Origin of the sequence: Pseudomonas entomophila, from assembly GCF_018417595.1 — a bacterium.
GTDB lineage: Bacteria > Pseudomonadota > Gammaproteobacteria > Pseudomonadales > Pseudomonadaceae > Aquipseudomonas > Aquipseudomonas entomophila_C.
Genome location: NZ_CP070982.1, coordinates 3,367,234 through 3,386,331, shown reverse-complemented (window position 1 = coordinate 3,386,331; position 19,098 = coordinate 3,367,234). Strand labels below are relative to the sequence as shown.

Annotated in this window: 16 protein-coding genes; 7 read left to right on the top strand and 9 right to left on the bottom strand. The window is 64.6% G+C overall.

The annotated features are described in order from the left end of the window. On the bottom strand, positions 1 to 981 hold the full coding sequence (locus JYG34_RS14745; protein ID WP_213657142.1) for a polysaccharide deacetylase family protein: 981 nt from the start codon (positions 979 to 981) through the stop codon (positions 1 to 3). A gap of 107 nt (positions 982 to 1,088) precedes the next feature. On the opposite strand from JYG34_RS14745, the gene JYG34_RS14740 reads away from it, so the two are divergent. Continuing rightward, positions 1,089 to 1,967, top strand: coding sequence for a LysR family transcriptional regulator (locus tag JYG34_RS14740; protein ID WP_213657141.1), 879 nt, complete (start codon positions 1,089 to 1,091; stop codon positions 1,965 to 1,967). A gap of 3 nt (positions 1,968 to 1,970) precedes the next feature. Here JYG34_RS14740 and JYG34_RS14735 read toward each other — a convergent pair whose 3' ends face one another. The 3 genes from JYG34_RS14735 to JYG34_RS14725 form a co-directional block, all read right to left on the bottom strand. Next, positions 1,971 to 2,528 (bottom strand): TetR/AcrR family transcriptional regulator, encoded by a 558-nt coding sequence (locus tag JYG34_RS14735; RefSeq protein WP_213657140.1) that lies wholly within the window; start codon positions 2,526 to 2,528, stop codon positions 1,971 to 1,973. Positions 2,529 to 2,748: 220 nt separating this feature from the next. Next, positions 2,749 to 4,752, bottom strand: coding sequence for a peptidase U32 family protein (locus tag JYG34_RS14730; RefSeq protein ID WP_213657139.1), 2,004 nt, complete (start codon positions 4,750 to 4,752; stop codon positions 2,749 to 2,751). A 250-nt stretch (positions 4,753 to 5,002) separates the two neighbouring features. Continuing rightward, positions 5,003 to 5,587: a LysE family translocator gene (locus JYG34_RS14725; RefSeq protein WP_213657138.1), complete on the bottom strand. Its 585-nt coding sequence runs from the start codon at positions 5,585 to 5,587 to the stop codon at positions 5,003 to 5,005. A gap of 263 nt (positions 5,588 to 5,850) precedes the next feature. Between JYG34_RS14725 and JYG34_RS14720 the strand changes: the two genes are divergently transcribed. Next, positions 5,851 to 7,422 carry a TerC family protein gene (locus JYG34_RS14720; protein ID WP_213657137.1) on the top strand — a complete coding sequence of 524 codons (1,572 nt, stop codon included), beginning with the start codon at positions 5,851 to 5,853 and terminating at the stop codon, positions 7,420 to 7,422. On the opposite strand, the gene rarD is transcribed toward JYG34_RS14720, so the two are convergent. Both rarD and JYG34_RS14710 read right to left on the bottom strand, forming a co-directional pair. Beyond that, positions 7,385 to 8,272, bottom strand: coding sequence for an EamA family transporter RarD (gene rarD, locus JYG34_RS14715; RefSeq protein WP_213657136.1), 888 nt, complete (start codon positions 8,270 to 8,272; stop codon positions 7,385 to 7,387). The genes JYG34_RS14720 and rarD overlap by 38 nt on opposite strands. Positions 8,273 to 8,305: 33 nt before the next feature. Next, positions 8,306 to 9,892 (bottom strand): EAL domain-containing protein, encoded by a 1,587-nt coding sequence (locus JYG34_RS14710; RefSeq protein WP_213657135.1) that lies wholly within the window; start codon positions 9,890 to 9,892, stop codon positions 8,306 to 8,308. A 309-nt stretch (positions 9,893 to 10,201) separates the two neighbouring features. Between JYG34_RS14710 and hppD the strand changes: the two genes are divergently transcribed. Further along, the gene (gene hppD / locus JYG34_RS14705) at positions 10,202 to 11,275 is read left to right on the top strand and encodes a 4-hydroxyphenylpyruvate dioxygenase (protein WP_213657134.1); all 1,074 of its coding nucleotides are present in this window, start codon (positions 10,202 to 10,204) and stop codon (positions 11,273 to 11,275) included. A 70-nt stretch (positions 11,276 to 11,345) separates the two neighbouring features. On the opposite strand, the gene JYG34_RS14700 is transcribed toward hppD, so the two are convergent. After that, complete coding sequence (locus tag JYG34_RS14700; RefSeq protein ID WP_213657133.1) at positions 11,346 to 12,041, bottom strand: type 1 glutamine amidotransferase domain-containing protein; 696 nt, start codon at positions 12,039 to 12,041, stop codon at positions 11,346 to 11,348. 142 nt (positions 12,042 to 12,183) lie between these two features. On the opposite strand from JYG34_RS14700, the gene JYG34_RS14695 reads away from it, so the two are divergent. Together JYG34_RS14695 and JYG34_RS14690 are read left to right on the top strand one after the other, a co-directional pair. Next, complete coding sequence (locus tag JYG34_RS14695; protein ID WP_213657132.1) at positions 12,184 to 12,633, top strand: nucleoside deaminase; 450 nt, start codon at positions 12,184 to 12,186, stop codon at positions 12,631 to 12,633. A 67-nt stretch (positions 12,634 to 12,700) separates the two neighbouring features. Then, positions 12,701 to 14,680, top strand: coding sequence for an ATP-binding protein (locus JYG34_RS14690; RefSeq protein WP_213657131.1), 1,980 nt, complete (start codon positions 12,701 to 12,703; stop codon positions 14,678 to 14,680). A 22-nt stretch (positions 14,681 to 14,702) separates the two neighbouring features. Here the strand turns inward: JYG34_RS14690 and JYG34_RS14685 are convergent, their stop codons facing one another. Then, a complete protein-coding gene (locus JYG34_RS14685) occupies positions 14,703 to 15,758 on the bottom strand; it encodes a tetratricopeptide repeat protein (RefSeq protein ID WP_213657130.1) in 1,056 nt (351 codons plus the stop codon). A gap of 85 nt (positions 15,759 to 15,843) precedes the next feature. Beyond that, positions 15,844 to 16,719, bottom strand: a complete 876-nt coding sequence (locus tag JYG34_RS14680) for a helix-turn-helix domain-containing protein (protein ID WP_213657129.1) — start codon at positions 16,717 to 16,719, stop codon at positions 15,844 to 15,846. Between the two features lie 168 nt (positions 16,720 to 16,887). On the opposite strand from JYG34_RS14680, the gene pobA reads away from it, so the two are divergent. Together pobA and JYG34_RS14670 are read left to right on the top strand one after the other, a co-directional pair. Then, complete coding sequence (gene pobA, locus JYG34_RS14675; RefSeq protein ID WP_213657128.1) at positions 16,888 to 18,075, top strand: 4-hydroxybenzoate 3-monooxygenase; 1,188 nt, start codon at positions 16,888 to 16,890, stop codon at positions 18,073 to 18,075. 93 nt (positions 18,076 to 18,168) lie between these two features. After that, positions 18,169 to 19,050, top strand: coding sequence for a LysR substrate-binding domain-containing protein (locus JYG34_RS14670; protein ID WP_213657127.1), 882 nt, complete (start codon positions 18,169 to 18,171; stop codon positions 19,048 to 19,050). The last annotated feature ends 48 nt before the right edge of the window (positions 19,051 to 19,098 follow it).

Here is a 19,098-nt window from a genome sequence, read left to right as displayed (position 1 = left end):
TCAGTCGAAGACCCTGGCCGGGTTCAGCGGCGCATCGCCCTGGGCCAGGGTCCAGCGGGCGATCTCGTCCTTGCGCAGGAACGCCACGCCGGGGTGGGCCTTGGCATAGGCGATGAACTGGTCGAGGGCGTGGGCCACGGTCGGCGTGCCGCCAATGCGGTCGTGGGCCGACAGCGACATCAGCCGGCGCCGTTGGCGGCCTTCGGCATACAGTACGTCGAACTCATCCTTGAGCTCTTGCAGCAGGGCGGCGCCGGTCATCGCGGTGGAACCGGCGATGCGGCCGATATCGTTGTTGCGCAGGGTGTAGGGCACCACGACGAAGGGTTTGCCGCGCACCGGGGTGATCGACGGTTCGTCCCGCGACAGGTCGTCGATGTGGTAGAGGAAACCCAGGTCCTGGAGGATGTTCAGGGTGTCCCGGGAATGGCGCATCCAGAACGCGTTGAAGCCCACCGGGCGCTGGCCGGTCACCCGTTCGACGATGGCCGCCGCCTGTTCGTAGTGGCGGCGTTCCTCGGCGGGCGTCAGGCTGTATTGCGGTGCCCAGTACAAGCCATGGGCCGCGGCTTCGTGGCCGCGACGCACCACCTCGGCGGCAAGCTCCGGGTAGGCTTCGACGGCCTTGCCGACCATGTGCGAGGTGACCTTGATGCCATGCCGGTCGAACAGGTCGAGCAGGCGCGGCACGCCTTCCAGCGGGCCATAGCGGTACCAGCTGGGGGCAATGGTGTCCGGGTAGCGTGCGTCCAGTGGCGGGAACGGGCTTTCGGCGTGGGCGGGCTGGCTGCCCGACTCGAACTGCAACGAGATCGAGATCACCAGTTGCGCGCCGTTGGGCCAGAACGCCCCGCCACCGCCCGCCGGGGCGGGGCTGTTGCGCGGTGGCGTGGCGGCGCCGCTGGTCAGCACCGTGCCTGCGGCCGCGGCGGCGATGCCGCCGACGAGGGTGCCTTTGACGAAGTCTCTTCTGCTGGTCATCGATGGTCTCCCGAGGGTGAGGTTAGGGGAGGCGCCAGTGTAATTAGTGGAGAAATCACCAATAATCAGGCGATAGTCAAATTCATATTTCGGAAAAATCGAAAACCATGCTGGATAACCTGGCGCTGTTCCTGGCCATCATCGAGAAAGGCAGCCTGTCGGCCGCAGGCCGTGAGCGGGGGCTGTCGCCGGCGACGGTGTCCGAACGGCTGGCAGCCCTGGAGGCCCATTACGGGGTGGCGCTGCTCACCCGTACCACGCGTTCGCTCAACCTCACCGACGAGGGCCGCATATTGGCCGATGGCGCGCGGCGCCTGCTGGCGGAGGCCGACGAACTGGAGGGGCGTATCCGGCATGGCAGCGAGAACATCTCCGGGTTGATCCGCCTGAGCGCGCCGGTCGACCTGGGGCAGAACGTCATCGCGCCGATCCTTGACCGCTTCCTGGCGGACCATCCGCAGGTGGCCATCGACCTCGACCTTACCGACGGCTACGTCGACCTGGTGGGGCAGGGCATCGATTTCGCCATTCGCTACGGCACCCTGGCCGACAGTTCGCTGCGCGCACGGGCGCTGGGGGACAACCGCAGGGTGGTGTGTGCCGCGCCGCAGTACCTGCAACGCCATGGCATTCCGGCCCATCCCGATGAGCTGGCGGGCCACGACTGCATCGTCATGCGCTTCGGCATTCATGCCGAGCGCACCTGGCCATTTCGCCTGGAGGGCAAAGCGTACCCCGTGCGGGTCAGCGGGCGGCGGGTGGCCAACAATGGCGAGCAGGTACGCCGCTGGGCGTTGGCCGGGCATGGCCTGTGCCTGAAATCGGTCCGCGATGTGCAGGCCGACCTGGACAGCGGCCGGTTGCTGGAAGTGCTGGCCGCCTATGGCGCGGGCGAGGTGGCGCTGCAGATCGTCTACCCGCCGACCCGGGTGCAGCCACGGCGGGTGCGGGCGCTGGCCGAGGCGATCGTGGCACAGCTGGCCTGAGGTTCAGGCCGGCGTGCGCGCCCCGTTGAGGAACAGTTGCTCCAGCGCCTGGGCGGTGTTGGCGCTGGCCGCGCGCCCGCGGCGCTCGGCGTCGACCATGCCGTAGATCATGGTCATGAACATCTCGGTGAAGACCGCCGCGCTGATGTCGATACGCAGCACGCCCATCTGCTGGGCGCGCAGGAAGAACGCATCCATGGCTTGGGTGTAAGCCTCCCAACGGCGGTCCTCAGCGTTGCCGAGCAGCGTGTCGGGGCGGTACTGGAACATCAGGAACACCAGCATCTCGCGGTGCTTGAGGTGTTCGGCGATCAGGTGGCGCAAGGCGTCCAGGGGTTCGGCGCGCTCCAGGTCGGCTTCCTGGATGACCAGGTTGAGCACCTGCTCGCCGTGGTCTTCGAGCAGGTTCACCAGGTTTTCACGGGTACCGCAGAAGCGGTGCAGGGTGGCCTTGCTGACGCCGGCGGTTTCCGCCAGCTCTTTCAGGGTGGCGCGCGGCTGGATCACGATGGCATGGGCCAGCGCCTTGAGCAGGCGTTCTTCTTGGAGGGATCTACGCATGAATGGCCTCGAGTCGATGATCGCCCGCAGGTGCCGATGGCGGGCGAAGGCTGACGAAAGATCGTGGACTATAACATATGAGGCGAAATTAGCTCATATGAGCCATTTTTAATTACTTGCGTCTGTAGAAGCTGGCTTTGCCGGCGAACCAGGCAACGCGATATCTGGCACCGTTTGTGCCGGTGTTCGCCGGCAAGCCGGCTTCTACAGGGGGGAGCGCTCAGTGCGGTGCGCGGGGGATGGTCTTGAGCAGGTCTTCCGGGCTGATATGCCCGACCACCTGTGCCACCGCCGCGCTGCCGGGAGGGGGCAGGTCGATGATATGGCCCTTCATCTTGCCGATCACATGCATCTCGCAGGGCTTGCAGTCGAACTTCAGCGTGAGTACCTCGTCGCCCTGGATCAGCTGCATCGGCGCGACCTTGGTGCGCACGCCGGTGACGCCCTTGGCCTGCTTGGGGCACAGGTTGAAGGAGAAGCGCAGGCAGTGCTTGGTGATCATCACCGGCACTTCGCCGTGTTCTTCGTGGGCCTCGTAGGCCGCGTCGATCAACTGCACGCCGTGGCGGTGGTAGAAGTCGCGGGCTTTCTGGTTGTAGACGTTGGCCAGGAACGACAGGTGCGACTCGGGGTACACCGGCGGCGGCGTGGTCTCGGCCTTGCGCCCGCCACGCGGGTGCGCCTTGACCCGCGCCTCGGTCAGCGCCTCGATGGCTTCGCGGCGCAATGCCTTGAGCTGCGAGTTGGGGATGAAGTAGGCCTGTGGCGCGTCGAGCTCGATGGCCGTGGCGTGGTACATCGTGGTGCCCAGCTGGCCGAGCAGGTCGTGCAGTTGGTCCAGGGCCTGCTGCGGCTTGTTGGCGGCACCGAACGGCCCGTCGAGGGCCACTTGCACGCTGACCCCCTCTTCGCTGCTGAGGGTGAGCATCAGGCGCTGCTCGCGCAGCACCGCATGCCACTCGACACCCACGCGACGCTCGGCGGAGGTACGCTGCAGGGCTTGCTGCCAGTTATGGTCGAGGTTGCGCGACAACGGGTGGTTGGGTCGCAGCTTGTGCAGCCCCTCGGGCATCTCGTTGGGCTCGACGCGGTAGCGGTAGCGCTTCTGGCCGTCTTCCTCGGACTCGCTCTTGAGCTCGGCGATGTTGGCGCGGAAACCGACCACTTCGCGCTTGACCAGCACATTGAGGCCGTCGCCATTGGTCAGCGGCACGTCGGTGGCCACCAGCAGGTCGCGCTTGCCGACTTTCTCGACCACGCCCACCGGCAGGCCGGTGAAAGTGGGGGAGTCGAAGGCGCCGATGTCGATCTTGCGATCACTGACGAAGTAGTCGGTGCTGCCGCGGTGGAAGGTCTTGTCCGGGTCCGGCACGAAGAAGTGCTCGGTGCGCCCGCTGGAGGCACGGGCCAAAGCCGGGCGGTCTTCGAGAATCGCATCGAGTTCCTTGCGGTAGTGGGCGGTGATGTTCTTCACATAGCCCACATCCTTGTAGCGGCCCTCGATCTTGAACGAGCGCACGCCGGCATCGACCAGGTCGCGCAAGTTGGCGGTCTGGTTGTTGTCTTTCATCGACAGCAGGTGCTTCTCGAAGGCCACCACGCGGCCCTGGTCGTCCTTGAGGGTGTACGGCAGGCGGCAGGCCTGGGAGCAGTCGCCGCGGTTGGCGCTGCGCCCGGTCTGGGCGTGGGAGATGTTGCACTGGCCGGAGAAGGCCACGCACAGCGCGCCATGGATGAAGAACTCGATGGCCGCGTCGGTCTCGGCGGCGATGGCGCGGATCTGCTGCAGGTTCAGCTCACGGGCCAGCACCAGCTGCGAAAAGCCGGCCTGGTCGAGGAACCTGGCCCGCTCCAGGGTGCGGATGTCGGTCTGGGTGCTGGCGTGCAGCTCGATGGGCGGGATATCCAGCTCCATCACCCCCAGGTCCTGGACGATCAGCGCGTCGACCCCGGCGTCGTACAGCTGGTGGATCAGCTTGCGCGCGGGCTCCAGCTCGTTGTCGTGGAGGATGGTGTTGATGGTGGTGAACACGCGCGCGTGGTAGCGGCGGGCGAACTCCACCAGCTCGGCGATATCGCTGACTTCGTTGCAGGCGTTGTGGCGCGCGCCGAAGCTCGGGCCGCCGATGTAGATGGCGTCAGCGCCGTGCAGGATCGCCTCGCGGGCGATGCTCACGTCACGGGCAGGGCTGAGCAGTTCCAGGTGGTTCTTTGGAAGGGACATGTCGTTATAGGTCGGGCTGTCACGGTAAGGCGGGCATTGTAGCGGTGATTTGACGCGGGAGCATCCTCGGTCTGCCAGGAGGATGAGCTGTCACGCAGGGAACAGGGCTTTCTGTAGGAGCGGCTTCAGCCGCGATGAAGCCAACACGGTGCCGGGCACCTGCTTCGCGGGTGATCGCGGCTGAAGCCGCTCCTACAGAGCTCACGTAGGGTTTGGCCCATGAACAGCGGTTTGCCGGCGAACGGGCCGGTCATCCCAGCAGCAGGTACCCCGCACTCGCCACCAGCAGCGCCGCCAGTGCCCGATTGAACAGGCGCAGCCGCTGCGGCTCACCCAGATACTGGCGAATCACACTGCCAGCCCAAGCCCAACTGGCTATCGAGACGAAGCAGATCGGCCCGTAGATCCAGGTGAACAACCACAGCAGCTGCTGTTCACCTGCGGTATAGGCACCGACCCCAGCCACCGCCGCCAGCCACGCCTTCGGGCTCAGCCACTGCATGGCCGCGCCGTGCCAGGCCGTGGGTGGGCGCTGCGCGCGGTCGCCCGGCAGGCGGCCGTCATCGCTGGCCAGTTTCCACGCCAGGTACAGCAGGAACAGCACGCCACCCCCGTGCAGCAACCGCCCCAGCAGCGGCCAGCGCACCAGCAGTTCGTGCACACCAAGGCCGCTCAGCACCAGCAGCAGGCAGAAACCGAGGGTGGCGCCGGCGGCGTGCCCCAGGCTGGCGCGCAGGCCATGCCGGGCACCGCTGCCAAGGGCGACGATATTGACCGGGCCGGGAGAGAGGGAGGCCGCCAGGGCGAAGGCGGCCATGGACAATGACAAGCTCATGGGCAGTGAACCTTGCTGTGATGAGGACGCCGCGATAATCGACGGTGCCGGCAGGCAGCGTATTGAACAAAACTGCCCTGGCTCATCTGTTACAGCTTTTGTAATAGTTTCGCGCTATCAGAAAAATCTGCTTCGATTGTAGGATCGACATCCCATTTTTCGAACAAGGTCTATATGAGCACCTTCGCGGAGCCCCCCAGTCCCCGGCCGTCCCGGCCAACCTTCCGGCGTCCCCGTGACGCATCCCCTGTGAGTACCTGCTGATGGAATGGCTAGCCGACCCCACGGCCTGGCTGGGCCTGTTGACGCTGATCGTCCTCGAGCTGGTGCTGGGTATCGACAACCTGGTGTTCATTGCCATCCTGGCTGACAAGCTGCCGCCGCATCAGCGCGACCGCGCGCGGGTGATCGGCCTGTCGCTGGCACTGATCATGCGCCTGGGCCTGCTGGCCAGCATCTCGTGGATGGTCACCCTGACCGCGCCATTGATCGAAATCTTCGGCAAGACCTTCTCCGGCCGTGACCTGATCATGCTGTTCGGTGGTGTGTTCCTGTTGTTCAAGGCCACCATGGAGCTGCACGAGCGCCTGGAAGGGCATGTCGCCCAGTCCGGTGGCGTGACGCGTCATGCCGCGTTCTGGCCGATCGTGGCGCAGATCGTGGTGCTCGACGCCGTCTTCTCGCTGGACGCGGTGATCACCGCGGTGGGCATGGTCGAGCAGCTGTCGGTGATGATGATCGCGGTGATCTTCTCCATCGGCATCATGATCGTCGCCAGCAAGCCGCTGACCCGCTTCGTCAACGCCCACCCGACAGTGATCATGCTGTGCCTGGGCTTCCTGATGATGATCGGCTTCAGCCTGACCGCCGAGGGCCTGGGCTTCCATATCCCGAAAGGCTACCTGTACGCGGCCATTGGTTTCTCGCTGCTGATCGAGTTGTTCAACCAGCTGGCCCGTGCCCGTCGCAAGCGCAGCCTGCAGCAACACCGGCCGCTGCGTGAGCGCACCGCCCATGCCGTGTTGCGCCTGATGGGCGGGCGGCGGGTGGAGGCCGACGAGCTGGGCGAGGAAATCGCCGATCTGGTTGAGGGCGGCGATGAGCAGGTGGTCTTCGACCGCCGCGAGCGGGTGATGATCAGCGGTGTGCTGAACCTGGCCGAGCGGCCGATCCGTACGCTGATGACCGTGCGCGCCAAGGTCGACATGATCGACCTGTCGCAGTCCGCCGAGGCCATTACTCAGGTGCTTGTCAACTCGTCGTACTCGCGCCTGCCGCTGATTCGCGACGGTCGGGTCGAAGAGCCGCTGGGCTTCGTGCACAAGAAGGAGCTGCTCAGGGAGCTGCTGGCCGGCAGCCAGCCGGACCTGGAAAGCCTGGCGCGGGCGCCGCTCAACCTGCTGGAGAGCTTCAGTATCCTCAACGCCCTGGAGCAGATGCGCGGGCAGTCCACGCACATCGCTTTCGTGGTCAACGAGTTCGGTGACTTCACCGGTGTGCTGACCATGACCGACATCCTCGAGTCGATTGCCGGCGAACTGCCGGACGCCAGCGAGGTCGAGGGGCCAGGGGTGGTCGAGGAGGAGGGCGGCTTCGTGGTCAGTGGCGCCCTCAACCTGGCCCAGATCCAGGCGCGTACCGGCTTCGCCGCCCGCGCCACCGAGGATTACCAGACCCTCGCGGGCCTGGTGATGAGCTTGCTGGATCGCTTGCCGGTGGTCGGCGATCGGCTGGCCTGGAACGGCTGGACCCTGACCGTGGTCGCGGTGGAGGAGCGGCGGGTGCGCCAGGTGCGCCTTACACCGAGCGCCGACGCTGGCGCAGCAGGTGCTTGAAACCTTCGAGCACCAGCACCAGCACGGCGGCCCAGATCGGCAGGTAGGTGAGCCACTGGTCCGGGCCGATGGTCTCGCCCAGCAGCAGGGCGACGCCCACCAGCAGCACCGGCTCGACGTAGCTGAGCAGGCCGAACAGGCTGAACGGCAACAGGCGGCTGGCCAGCACGTAGGCGATCAGGGCGCAGGCACTGATCGCCCCGAGCAGCGGGATCAGCCCGTACAGGCCGGGGTGTTCGGCAAGGTCGGCCGCCGACAGCGGGCCCTGGATCACGAAGTACAGGGCCCAGGGCAGCAGCAGGCACATGTCGCACCACAGGCCACCCAGGTGGTCGGTGCGGCAGCGGCGGCGCAGGACGAAATAGATCGGGTAGCCGATCATCACCAGCAGCGTCTCCCAGGCGAAGCTGCCGTGCTGGTACAGCTCGTGGCCCACGCCCAGGGCCGCGCAGCTCACCGCCACCTTCTGCAGGCGTGACAGGCGCTCGCCATACACCAGCCGCCCGGTCAGGACCATGGCCAGCGGCAGCAGGAAATAGCCCATCGAGACTTCCAGGCTGCGCCCGTGCAACGGCGCCCAGAGGAACAGCCACAACTGCACGCCCATCAGCCAGGAGGTGCCGACCATGCCCAGCAGCAGGAGCGGCGTGCGTCGGACACGCCCCAGCAGCTCGCCGACGCGCTTCCAGTCTTTGGAGATGAGCATGAACAGGGTGAGGCAGGGCAGGGTCAGCAGGGTTCGCCAGCCGAAGATTTCCTCGCCATCCAGCGGCTTGAGGAAGGAGGTATAGAAGTACATCACGGCGAACAGACAGGACGCCATGACCGACGAAACAATGCCTTTTGACACGAATGCCTCGAAAACGGGAAGTGAGCGGTGGGATCAGCCGTGCATGATCTCAGGGGCTGCGCCTTGCGGCAACCGTGGGCTGCCGGGGCGCGCGGCCAGGGCCAGGAGCAGCTCGGCGATCGGCATTGGCCGGGCGAACAGGTAGCCCTGCTGGAAGTCCACGCCGTGGCGGGCCAGGTATTCGCGCTGGACGTCGGTCTCGACCCCTTCGGCGACGATGCCCAGCCCCAGCTTGGCGGACAGTTCGATGATGGTGTCGAGGATATGCTGGGAAAGCGCATCGCCACCGATCATGGCGACGAAGCTCTGGTCGATCTTCAGGTAGTCGACCTTGAACTGGCGCAGGTAGTTGAGGCTGGACTGGCCGGTGCCGAAGTCGTCCAGGGCAATCATCACCCCCATCGCGTGAAGCTTTTCGAACAGTTCCAGGGTGACCGGTGTCGGCTCGATCAGCTTGCGCTCGGTCAGTTCCAGGGTCAGCACCACGCGCCCGGGCGGGAAATGCTGGAGGAAGGTCTGGCAGTCGTCGAGCAGGCCCAGGTCGCGGCAATGGTCGGCGGTGATGTTGATGCCGATGTGGAACCCGTCCTCCAGCAGCTCGGCGTGTGGGGCCAGCGCCTGCGCGGTGTTGAGCATCAGGCTGCGGGTCATGGCGACGATCTGCCCGCTGTGCTCGGCGTAGGGGATGAACAGGTCGGGGCGCACCAGGCCTTCGCGCGGATGCTGCCAGCGCATCAGCACTTCGACGCCGGCCCAGTGATAGTCGCCCTTGCGCACCACCGGCTGGAAGTAGGGCAGGAACTCGCCGGCCTCCAGCGCCCGGTGCAGTTCGGCGCGGGGCGAGGAGGCGCGGCGGATCTGCCAGCGGCAGGTGGCGCCGGCCAGAATCCCCAGCACCAGCAACAGGCTGAGCAGGGCCGGGTAGCGCGAGCGCATCAATTCGCCCGGCTTGGTCGGGCCATAGCCACCGTGCACACTGATCGGGTAGCGGGTCGAGGAGAAGGTGACCGCCGCACTGGCGGCGACGGGCGGGGTGCCGTTGCGCACCAAGCCGTCCCGGCCCAACCAATGGTTGCCCACCTGCACCTGCAGTTCTTCGTCCTCGCCGATCAGGCGCAAGGCGGTGAGCAGGTGATTGCCATCCACCGTGGTGATGGCGCCGCGGTCACCCTCGTTGATGCGGTAGACCAGCAGCGGCTGGCCAGGTGTGACCGAGTTGCCGTCCATCAGCCACAGTTGCCCACCGGTGTAGTCACTGGCGTCCACGGGCTCGTCGAAATCGCCAAACAAGGAGGAGCAATACAAGGTGTCGCGTTCGAACAGGTTGGTGGAGCGCACGAAAGCGTTGCGCGTCACTTCGATGCGTAACGCCAGTTGCACGTCCTGGCAGGGTTGGCCGGCCTTTGGCAGCAGGTGACGGGCGGCGATGGAGAGGCTGTCGAGCACGGTCTCGAGGTGTTTCACCACCTCGCGGGCGGTTGCCGCGCTGCTGGCCTGCAGCTCGCGCTCGGTCTGCCAGCGCATCACCGCCAGCCCGCACAGCAGCGGCAGCACGCCCACGCACCAGGGGAGCAACATACGCCAGCTCCAGCGGGCAGGGCGTTTGGGGGTCAGGGGCATGCGCGGGGGACCTTCGGGGGAACGTGATTTATGCAGAGGATAGCCGTTTGTCGAGCGGCCCTGCGAACTAAAGCGCGACAAACCGATTTACGCACTATAGAATCCGGTTACGAATACAAGAATAAGGTTCTCCGCCCCCGGGGAATCAAACCCGCCGAGAATGGGTCCATATGACATACCATGGGTTCAAGCTGATCATTGGTGACTTCCTCGCCCGCAGCGTGCGCGGGATACCCTGCTCACCACCACGCCAGTTCTACATCGAAAGCAACTGATCAATCGTATTTCGCTGCAGATGAGGACATAGAAATGGCAGATATTTTCGACAACCCGATGGGCCTGGAAGGCTTCGAATTCATCGAGCTCGCCTCGCCGACCCCAGGCGTGCTGGAACCTGTGTTCCAGATGCTCGGTTTCACCAAGGTGGCGACCCACCGCTCCAAGGATGTGCACCTGTATCGCCAGGGTGGCATCAACCTGATTCTCAACAACGAACCCGGCATCGCCTCGTACTTCGCCGCCGAGCACGGCCCGTCGGTGTGTGGCATGGCCTTCCGCGTGCGCAACGCCCACGAAGCCTACGCTCGCGCCCTTGAGCTGGGCGCCCAGCCGGTGGAAATCGAAACCGGCCCGATGGAGCTGCGCCTGCCGGCGATCAAAGGTATCGGTGGCGCGCCGCTGTACCTGATCGACCGCTATGAAGAAGGTAGCTCGATCTACGACATCGACTTCAAGTTCATCGAAGGCGTCGACCGCAACCCGGTCGGTGCCGGCCTGAAGATCATCGACCACCTCACCCACAACGTCTATCGCGGGCGGATGGCCTACTGGGCCGGCTTCTACGAGAAGCTGTTCAACTTCCGCGAGATCCGCTACTTCGACATCAAGGGCGAGTACACCGGCCTGACCTCCAAGGCCATGACCGCGCCAGATGGCATGATCCGCATTCCACTCAACGAAGAGTCGTCCAAGGGCGCGGGGCAGATCGAAGAGTTCCTGATGCAGTTCAATGGCGAAGGCATCCAGCACGTGGCCTTCCTCACCGACGACCTGCTCAAGACCTGGGACGCGCTCAAGGGCTTCGGCATGCGCTTCATGACCCCGCCGCCACAAACCTACTACGAGATGCTCGAGGAGCGCCTGCCGGGCCATGGCGAGCCGGTCGACCAGCTCAAGAGCCGCGGGATCCTGCTGGATGGCGCGTCCGAGGCGGGCGACAAGCGCCTGCTGCTGCAGATCTTCTCGGAAACCCTGCTGGGGCCGGTGTTCTTCGAGTTCATCCAGCGCAAAGGCGACGATGGCTTTGGCGAGGGCAACTTCAAGGCGTTGTTCGAATCGATCGAGCGTGACCAGGTGCGCCGTGGCGTGCTGAACGTCGAGTAATCGACTCAACGCTATCCATCACGGGGCAAGTCGCATCGGTGCGCCGATGCGACTTGCCCCGTGATGCTTTTCAGCCAATCTTTGCTTTGGCCAGGAACTTGAGCGTCGCCTGGGCCACGCCCGCAGTGGACGCCGGGTTCTGCCCGGTGATCAGGCCTTTGTCTTCAACCACGAAGGGTGCCCACGGGTCTTCCGCTTTCTGGTACTCACCACCCCGTGCGGCTAGTTCGTTCTCGGTAAAAAAAGGCACCTCCTTGTCCAGCTCTGCCAGTTTCTCTTCGATATTGGAGAAACCGGTCACCGCCCGACCTTTGAGCAACAGGGTGTTGTCGCTGAGTTTCACATTCAGCAGTCCCACGGCACCGTGGCAGACAGATGCCACAACCCCGCCACGTTCGTGAATGCGCCGCGCCAGGTCCTGCAGCGGCTGGTTATCGGGGAAGTCCCACATCACGCCATGACCACCGGTGTAGTAGATGGCGCTGTACTGCTCGGCCTTGACCTCTCCGGGGCTGAGGGTGGCGCCCAGGCGCTTCATGAAGGCCTTGTCGTCGTACCACTGCCAGTCCAGATCTGGGGCCATTTGCAGGCTGTGCGGATCGATCGGTACGTAGCCGCCTGCGGGGCTGACATAGTCGACCGTGAAGCCAGCTTGCTGCACGGGGTCGACGAAATGCACGGCTTCACCCAGCCACAGGCCTGTGGCGCGTTTGATGTTGGGGTACTTGGCGGTATTGGTCAGCACGATCAGGATCTTCTTGTTCATGTTCGCATGCCCATTGAACCCAGTGAGAATCATTAACCGGCAGGGGAAAGCCTATTGAGCATAGCCGTCGATTGCCAAGGTGCCATGGCATTCCGACGCTGTGCTAGGCTGCTGCTCATCCAACGCATTACGGGGCGACACCATGGAACAGGACACCTCCGCATTCATGCAGGCGGCCATCGACGAAGCGCGCAAGGGGCTGGAAGAAGGGGGGATCCCCATCGGCTCGGTGCTGGTGCACGGCGGCAAGATCATCGGCCGGGGGCATAACCGCCGGGTGCAGAACGGCAGTGCCATCCTCCACGGCGAGATGGACGCCCTGGAAAACGCCGGGCGCCAGCCGGCCAGGGTCTACCAGGAGGCGACCCTCTACACCACCTTGTCGCCCTGCGCCATGTGCAGTGGCGCGATCCTGCTCTACGGCATCAAGCGCGTGGTCATCGGCGAGAACGAAACATTTCTGGGCGAGGAGCAACTGCTCAAGAGCCGAGGCGTGGAGCTCGACGTTCGCCACGACCACACTTGCCGGACCTTGATGCAGCAGTTCATCGAGGAAAAGCCACAGCTGTGGAATGAAGATATTGGCCGCTGACGCATCGCCTCTGCCCGGCGGCATCCAGGTGGTTCACCTGGCGCCCGTTTCTCCCGTCGCGTCACGGATGAGCGAGCCGATTGCCCGTTTCGACTGGGGTCGCACACCGCTGGGCCCCTTGACACTCTGGCCACCGACCTTGCGAATCGCCGTCGACATGTTGCAGGCCTCGCCTTTTCCCAGCGCCGTGGTATGGGGGGCGGATCTCACGGTGATCCACAACGATGCTTACCAGGCATTGCTGGGAGGGGAAGCCGACGCCCAGGGTAGTAGCTTCGATCAGCTCTGGGACAACGCCTGGCCCAGTGTGGGCGTCGCCGCATTCAAGGCCCTGGAGGGGCAGGGCAGCCTGGTCGAGGATGCCCGTCTACCCTTGCAGCGCCATGGCAGCTTGGTACATGCCTGGTTTACCTGTTGTTATTCACCCATTCGAGATGACCAAGGAACGGTCGCCGGTTTTCTGCACACGCTGCTCGAAACCACGGCAAGCGTCGAGAACACTCGCGAATGGCGGGAATTGGCGCACGCCTTCGAGGAGCAGTTGGCGCACTACCTGGCTGACACTGAACATACCTGGCAGTTGTCGCCGGATGTGATGCTGATGCTCGACAAGGATCTGCGCCTGAGCATGGCCAACCCTGCCTGGTCACGTCTACTGGGTTGGGAAAATGCCGGGCAGGTCGAGACGTCCCTGCCAGAGCTGTTCCACCCTGCCGAGCGCAGTGAGGTGCAACTGGCCCTCATGGCGCTGGAACAGGGCCTTGCCGCTTCCACCTTCGAAGCGCGAATGCGTCACCGTGAAGGCCATTACTGCTGGTTCCGCTGGAGCGCGACACTGGGGCAGGCATTGCCGATCCTGGTGGGGCGGGACATCGCTTGCGAACGGCAGGCGGTCCAGCGCCTGGCCGAAGCGGCGCTGCGTGAAAGCCAGCGCATGGAGTCGGTGGTCAGTGTCGCCGGGGGCCTGGCGCACGAGATGAACAACGTGTTGTCCGGGGTCGGCAGCAGCCTGGAACTGCTGGAGCGACGGATCGCCCAAGGGCGGCTGGAACGGTTGGACAGCTATGTAAGGATGGCCCGTGAATGCGCCCAGCGTGCCATAGGCCTGACCCACAACCTGCTGGCCTTTGCCCGCAGTCAGCCACTTTCCCCCGTGGCGGTGGATGTCAATCGTGTGCTGCGCGAGGCGCAACCGGTCCTGCAGCAGGCCCTGGGTGGTCAGGTGAACCTTGACTGGCAGCTCGACGTGGCGCCCTGGCCGGTCCAGATAGACCCTGATCAGTTGCGCAATGCGCTACAGCATCTGTGTGCCAATGCGCGTGATGCTTGCCTGGGCCGTGGCAACGTATCGATTCGTACCACCAACGAAAGGCTGGTCGTCGCCACCGAAGGGGTGGCCGGGGTTCCTGCTGGCGACTATGTGCTGATCCAGGTCGAAGATGATGGCCACGGCATGTCGCAAGAGGACCTGGAGCACGCCTTCGAACCGTTCTTCACCACCAAGCCACTAGGCCAGGGGGCAGGGCTTGGCTTGCCCATGGTCCATGGCTTCGTACGCCAGTCGGGGGGGCAGGTCTGGATCGAGTCGACCAAGGACAACGGTACCCGGGTCGTGCTGATGTTTCCCAGGTTCCAGGGCACGCTGCCCGAGGACTTGCCGCTGGAAATTGCGCAAGGGCAAGGCGAGCGCGTGCTACTGGTCGATGACGAAGTCAACCTGCGCACGTTGATGAAGGAAGTGCTGGTGGAGCGCGGCTTCGAGGTGTGTGACGTGACTGACGCCAACGCCGCATTGGGGCAATTCCGTCATGCCGGGCCGTTCGACCTGGTGATCACCGATATCGGTTTGCCGGGAGGCTTCAGTGGCAGCCAGGTCGCCAGGGCGTTGCGTCTGATCAAGCCGGAGCAGAAGATCCTGTTCATCACCGGTTTCACTGATCACCCTGTCGAGCAGGCCATGCTCGACGAGCCCGGCACGGCTTTGCTGTTCAAGCCGTTTTCCCTGGAGACCCTGGTCGGGCAGGTTCACCGCATCCTGCAGGGGTGAACTTGATGTAGCCAATTCAACGTCAGAGCCCCTGCTGCAGGTAAGGGTCGTCCGGGTTCTGCCGCTCCAGTTCGGCGAGCAGCACCTGGACGTTCTGCAACTGGCCAGTTTCTTTCCAGTACTGGATCAGCAGGATCCGTGCTCGACGGTTGGCGGGTTCGTGGTTGAGAACGGCCTCCAGCTGCTTCTGTGCGGCGTCCACTTGCTCGAGCTGGTGCAGGGTGACGGCGAGGGTATAGCGGTAGTCGCTGTTGTCCGGCTCCAGCTCGACGGCCCTGGCGAGCGCGAGCAGGGCATATTCCTGTTGTTCGTGACGTGTCAGCCACAGCCCCAATTCGTACTGCAGGAAGGCCGAGTCCGGGCGCAACGCCAGGGCCTTGGCCAGGACCTGGCGCGAGGCATCGTGCTGCCCCTGACGCTCCAGCAGGCGCACCTGGGTGGCCAGGGCATCCAACCCCTCGGGTGCCAGGCCGAGACTGCGCTGCAGGGCTCGGGTTGCGGGTTCGAAAGCTTGTTCATGCATGTACAGCCTGGCCAGGTGAACTTGAGCGGCAGCGTCGTCGGGCTGCTGCTCCAGTGTCTGTTCGTACTGTTCCAGCGCGTCCTGCAGGGGGCCGAAATACAGGCCGATGGCATCCGGGTCGAGGCCGAGCAGGGCATCGACCGCGGCGAAGCGCACACTTTGCTCGTCATCCTCCAGCAGCGGCCCGAGCACCAGGCTGCGTTGGGCCGCCGGCAGCAATCGGCGGATGCTGGCGATGGCCGCACGGCGGACCATGGGGTCGCGGTGTTCGAGATCCTGCCGGGCCAGCTTCAGGGCCTGGGGCGAGGGGTAGTTGGGCAGCTCGGCGTACAGTGCCGCACGGCGGATCGGCGCCAGGTCGTCACGTTGCAACTGCTGGTACAGCACGCGCGCGGCGCCTGGCTGGCCATCATGGGCCTGGCGCAGAGCCTTGGCGTAGCTGTGCGGGGGCACGCTGGGCGGCGTGGGTTGCGGTGCATGCCACCAATAGGCGAGCACGCCTGGCACCAGGATCAGGAGCAGCAGGGCGATCAGGATGAGCTGGCGTCTGGGCATCGGACGTTCTGCGGCGTAGGGGAGGGCAGAGCTTGGGACAGCCCGGCGTGAATTGCAACCACGCGGGTTTGCGCGGCGCGTGCGCTCATGCGCAGGGTGCCGAGCGTCGGAAGCCGTTGGGGGTCTGCCCACTCAGGCGCTTGAAGAAACGGGCGAAGTAGGTCGGGTCGCTGAAGCCCAGGTTGTCCGACAGCTGCCCGATGCTCATGCGGGTGTACACTAGGTTGCGCCGGGCTTCGAGCAGCAGGCGCTGGTGGATGATCTGCAACGCGCTCTGGCCCGTCAATTCGCGGCACAGTTGGTTGAGCTGTGTGCTGGTGATGCCCAGGCGGGCGGCGAAGGTATCGACAGACAGATGCTCGCGGTAGTGCGCTTCGACCTGGCGCTGGTACAGACCGAGCAATTGGCGGTCGCGCTCGCCTCGATTGCGCGGTGGCTGGTCGTGTTGTTGGCGGCTGATCCACACCATCAGCGTGGTGACCAATGCCTGCAGCATCGCCGCCCGTGCCGGGGCATTGCCCTGGTATTCCTGTTGCAGGGCGTCGATCAGGGTGTGCAGGCGCCGATGCGCCTGGCCCAGTGGATAACAGCCCGGCGCGGCCAGTACGCCGAGAGGGGTGCCGAGACGCTGTTCAAGCTCGGCCACCAACGTTGTGCCAAAGGTCAGCACATGGCCCTGGATTTGCTCGTTGAAGCGAAAGCCATGGATGGTCAGGGGGGGAACCACCTGGATGGCCGGTTGGCGAATGACACTGCGCGCGCCCTCGATTTCCACTTGCGCCTCGCCCCGTTGCACGTAAAGCAGCTGCAGCAGCTCGGCGTGGCGGTGCGGCTTGATTTCCCAGTGGTGCAGACGGCTGCGCGCGGAAATCGACTCGCAGTGCAGCAGGTCGGTGTCGGGCCGCGTATGGCTTTCGCCATACAGTTGGAACAGCGGGATGCCAGGAAGGGGTGTCAGCATGGTGGGCCTGTTCGTTAATCGAACGATTTTCGTAAAAGTGCAGTTTTCAAACTGAAAATCACACTTTTTGCGGGTCTTTTGCCATTAAAAATGCGGAGGTAGACCTTAACAGCAGATGCTCGGCCGCTGCCAGTCGTGGGCCGGCATCGCCAGAAAGAGACAACAACAATGAAAACTCAGGTTGCAATCATCGGTGCAGGCCCATCCGGTCTGCTGCTCGGTCAACTGCTGCACAGGGCCGGTATCGACACGCTGATCGTCGAGCGCCAGGCGCCGGACTACGTGCTTGGACGAATTCGAGCCGGGGTGCTGGAGCAAGGGACCGTGGACCTGCTGCGCGAGGCGGGAGTGGCGGCGCGCATGGACCGCGAAGGCCTGGTCCACGAGGGAGTCGAATTGGTGATCGGCGGTCGTCGTCAGCGCCTGGACCTCAAGGCGCTGACAGGCGGCAAGACAGTCATGGTGTACGGCCAGACCGAGGTGACCCGCGACCTGATGCAGGCTCGCGAACAGAGCGGCGCGCCGATCATCTATTCAGCCGACGCGGTGCAACCCCATGACATCGGCACGACACGACCGTACCTGACATTCGAGAAGGAGGGTCTTGTGCAGCGCGTCGATTGTGACTACATCGCCGGTTGCGACGGTTTTCACGGTGTCTCCCGGCAGAGTATTCCGGCAGGCGTACTCAAGGCGTACGAGCGAGTCTACCCGTTCGGTTGGCTGGGGTTGCTGGCCGATACGCCGCCGGTCAGTCACGAGCTGATCTACGCCCAGCATGACCGTGGCTTCGTGTTGTGCAGCCAACGCTCCCAGACCCGCAGCCGCTACTACCTGCAGGTGCCGCTCGAGGAGCGGGTAGAGGACTGGCCGGATTCGCGTTTCTGGGGTGAGCTCAAGGCGCGCCTGCCGCAAGAAGTGGCGGCGCGCCTGGTGACTGGCCCCGCGCTGGAGAAGAGCATCGCGCCGCTGCGCAGCCAGGTGGTCGAACCCATGCAGCATGGCCGGCTGTTCCTGGTCGGTGACGCCGCCCATATTGTCCCACCCACAGGGGCCAAGGGGCTGAACCTGGCGGCCTCGGATGTCAACTACCTGTACCGGATCCTGGTCAAGGTGTACCGCGAAGGGCGCACCGATCTGCTGGCCCAGTATTCCCCCTTGGCTTTGCGTCGGGTGTGGAAAGGCGAGCGCTTCAGCTGGTTCATGACCCAGCTATTGCATGACTTTGGCGACCAGCAGGATGACTGGGACCGCAAGATGCAGGAGGCTGATCGCGAGTACTTCCTGAGTTCGCCGGCGGGGTTGCTGAACATTGCCGAGAACTATGTGGGGTTGCCGTTCGAGGCGGTCGACTGACACTAGGGGCACTGCAAGGCTGGCGCCTACGGTTGTCGGGCAAAAGGGGACGTGTTAGAAACCCGCTGTGCCATTCACAAACCGAATACCAAAATGTCCATCAGCGTAAAGCCGAATAGGGCCCTGTTCGACCTCGATCTGCTCCGCGCCATCGTCGTGGTCGCCGATTGCGGCAGCTTCACCACCGCAGCGGCGCGCCTGCACTCCACCCAGTCCACCATCAGCCAGAAGGTGCGGCGTCTGGAAGACATGGTCGGGCATCGCTTGCTGGTACGTGGCAATCGCGACGTGTTGCCCACCGATGCCGGCCAGACCTTGCTGGGTTATGCCCGCCATATGCTGGCCTTGAACGACCAGATGCTCGAGGCCCTGGCCGGGGCGATGGTCGGCGTCACCGTGCGCCTCGGCGTGCCCGAAGATTTCGTCGGTGGGCGTACCACCAACGCCTTGGCGGCGTTCAGCCGGCGCCATCCGCAGGTCAAGCTGGAAGTCACCAGCGGCCTGTGCCGCGACCTGAGCCAGGCCTATGACAATGGCGAACTGGACCTGGTGCTGCTCAAGCAGCGACGCAACAGCCGGGAAGGCGTGGCTTGCTGGCCTGAGCGGCTGCAGTGGATCGACAGCGGGCAAACGCCGTCCTTCGACCTTGATCCGGTGCCCCTGGTGACCTTTCCGCCACGAGGCCTGTACCGCGACGACATGATCAGCGCGATCGAGGGCATGGGGCGGCGTTGGCGCATCAGCTTCACCAGTTCGAGCCTCAGTGGCATCCAGGCCGCGGTGGCCGATGGCATGGGTATCAGCTTGCTGCCGCCACGGGCGGCAACCGCCGAACACCGGGTGCTGGGCAGCGCGCAGGGGCTGCCGGAGGTCGACAGCTACGAGATCGTGATCGTGCATCGGCCGACCGCGGATGTGATGGTCAAGGCGCTGGCCGATGTGCTGACGCAGTTGCTGGCGGTCAACGCGCTCTGAACGGCAGGCCTTTGCTGGTGTTTGTCGAGAACGTTGCAGCGCCGATGA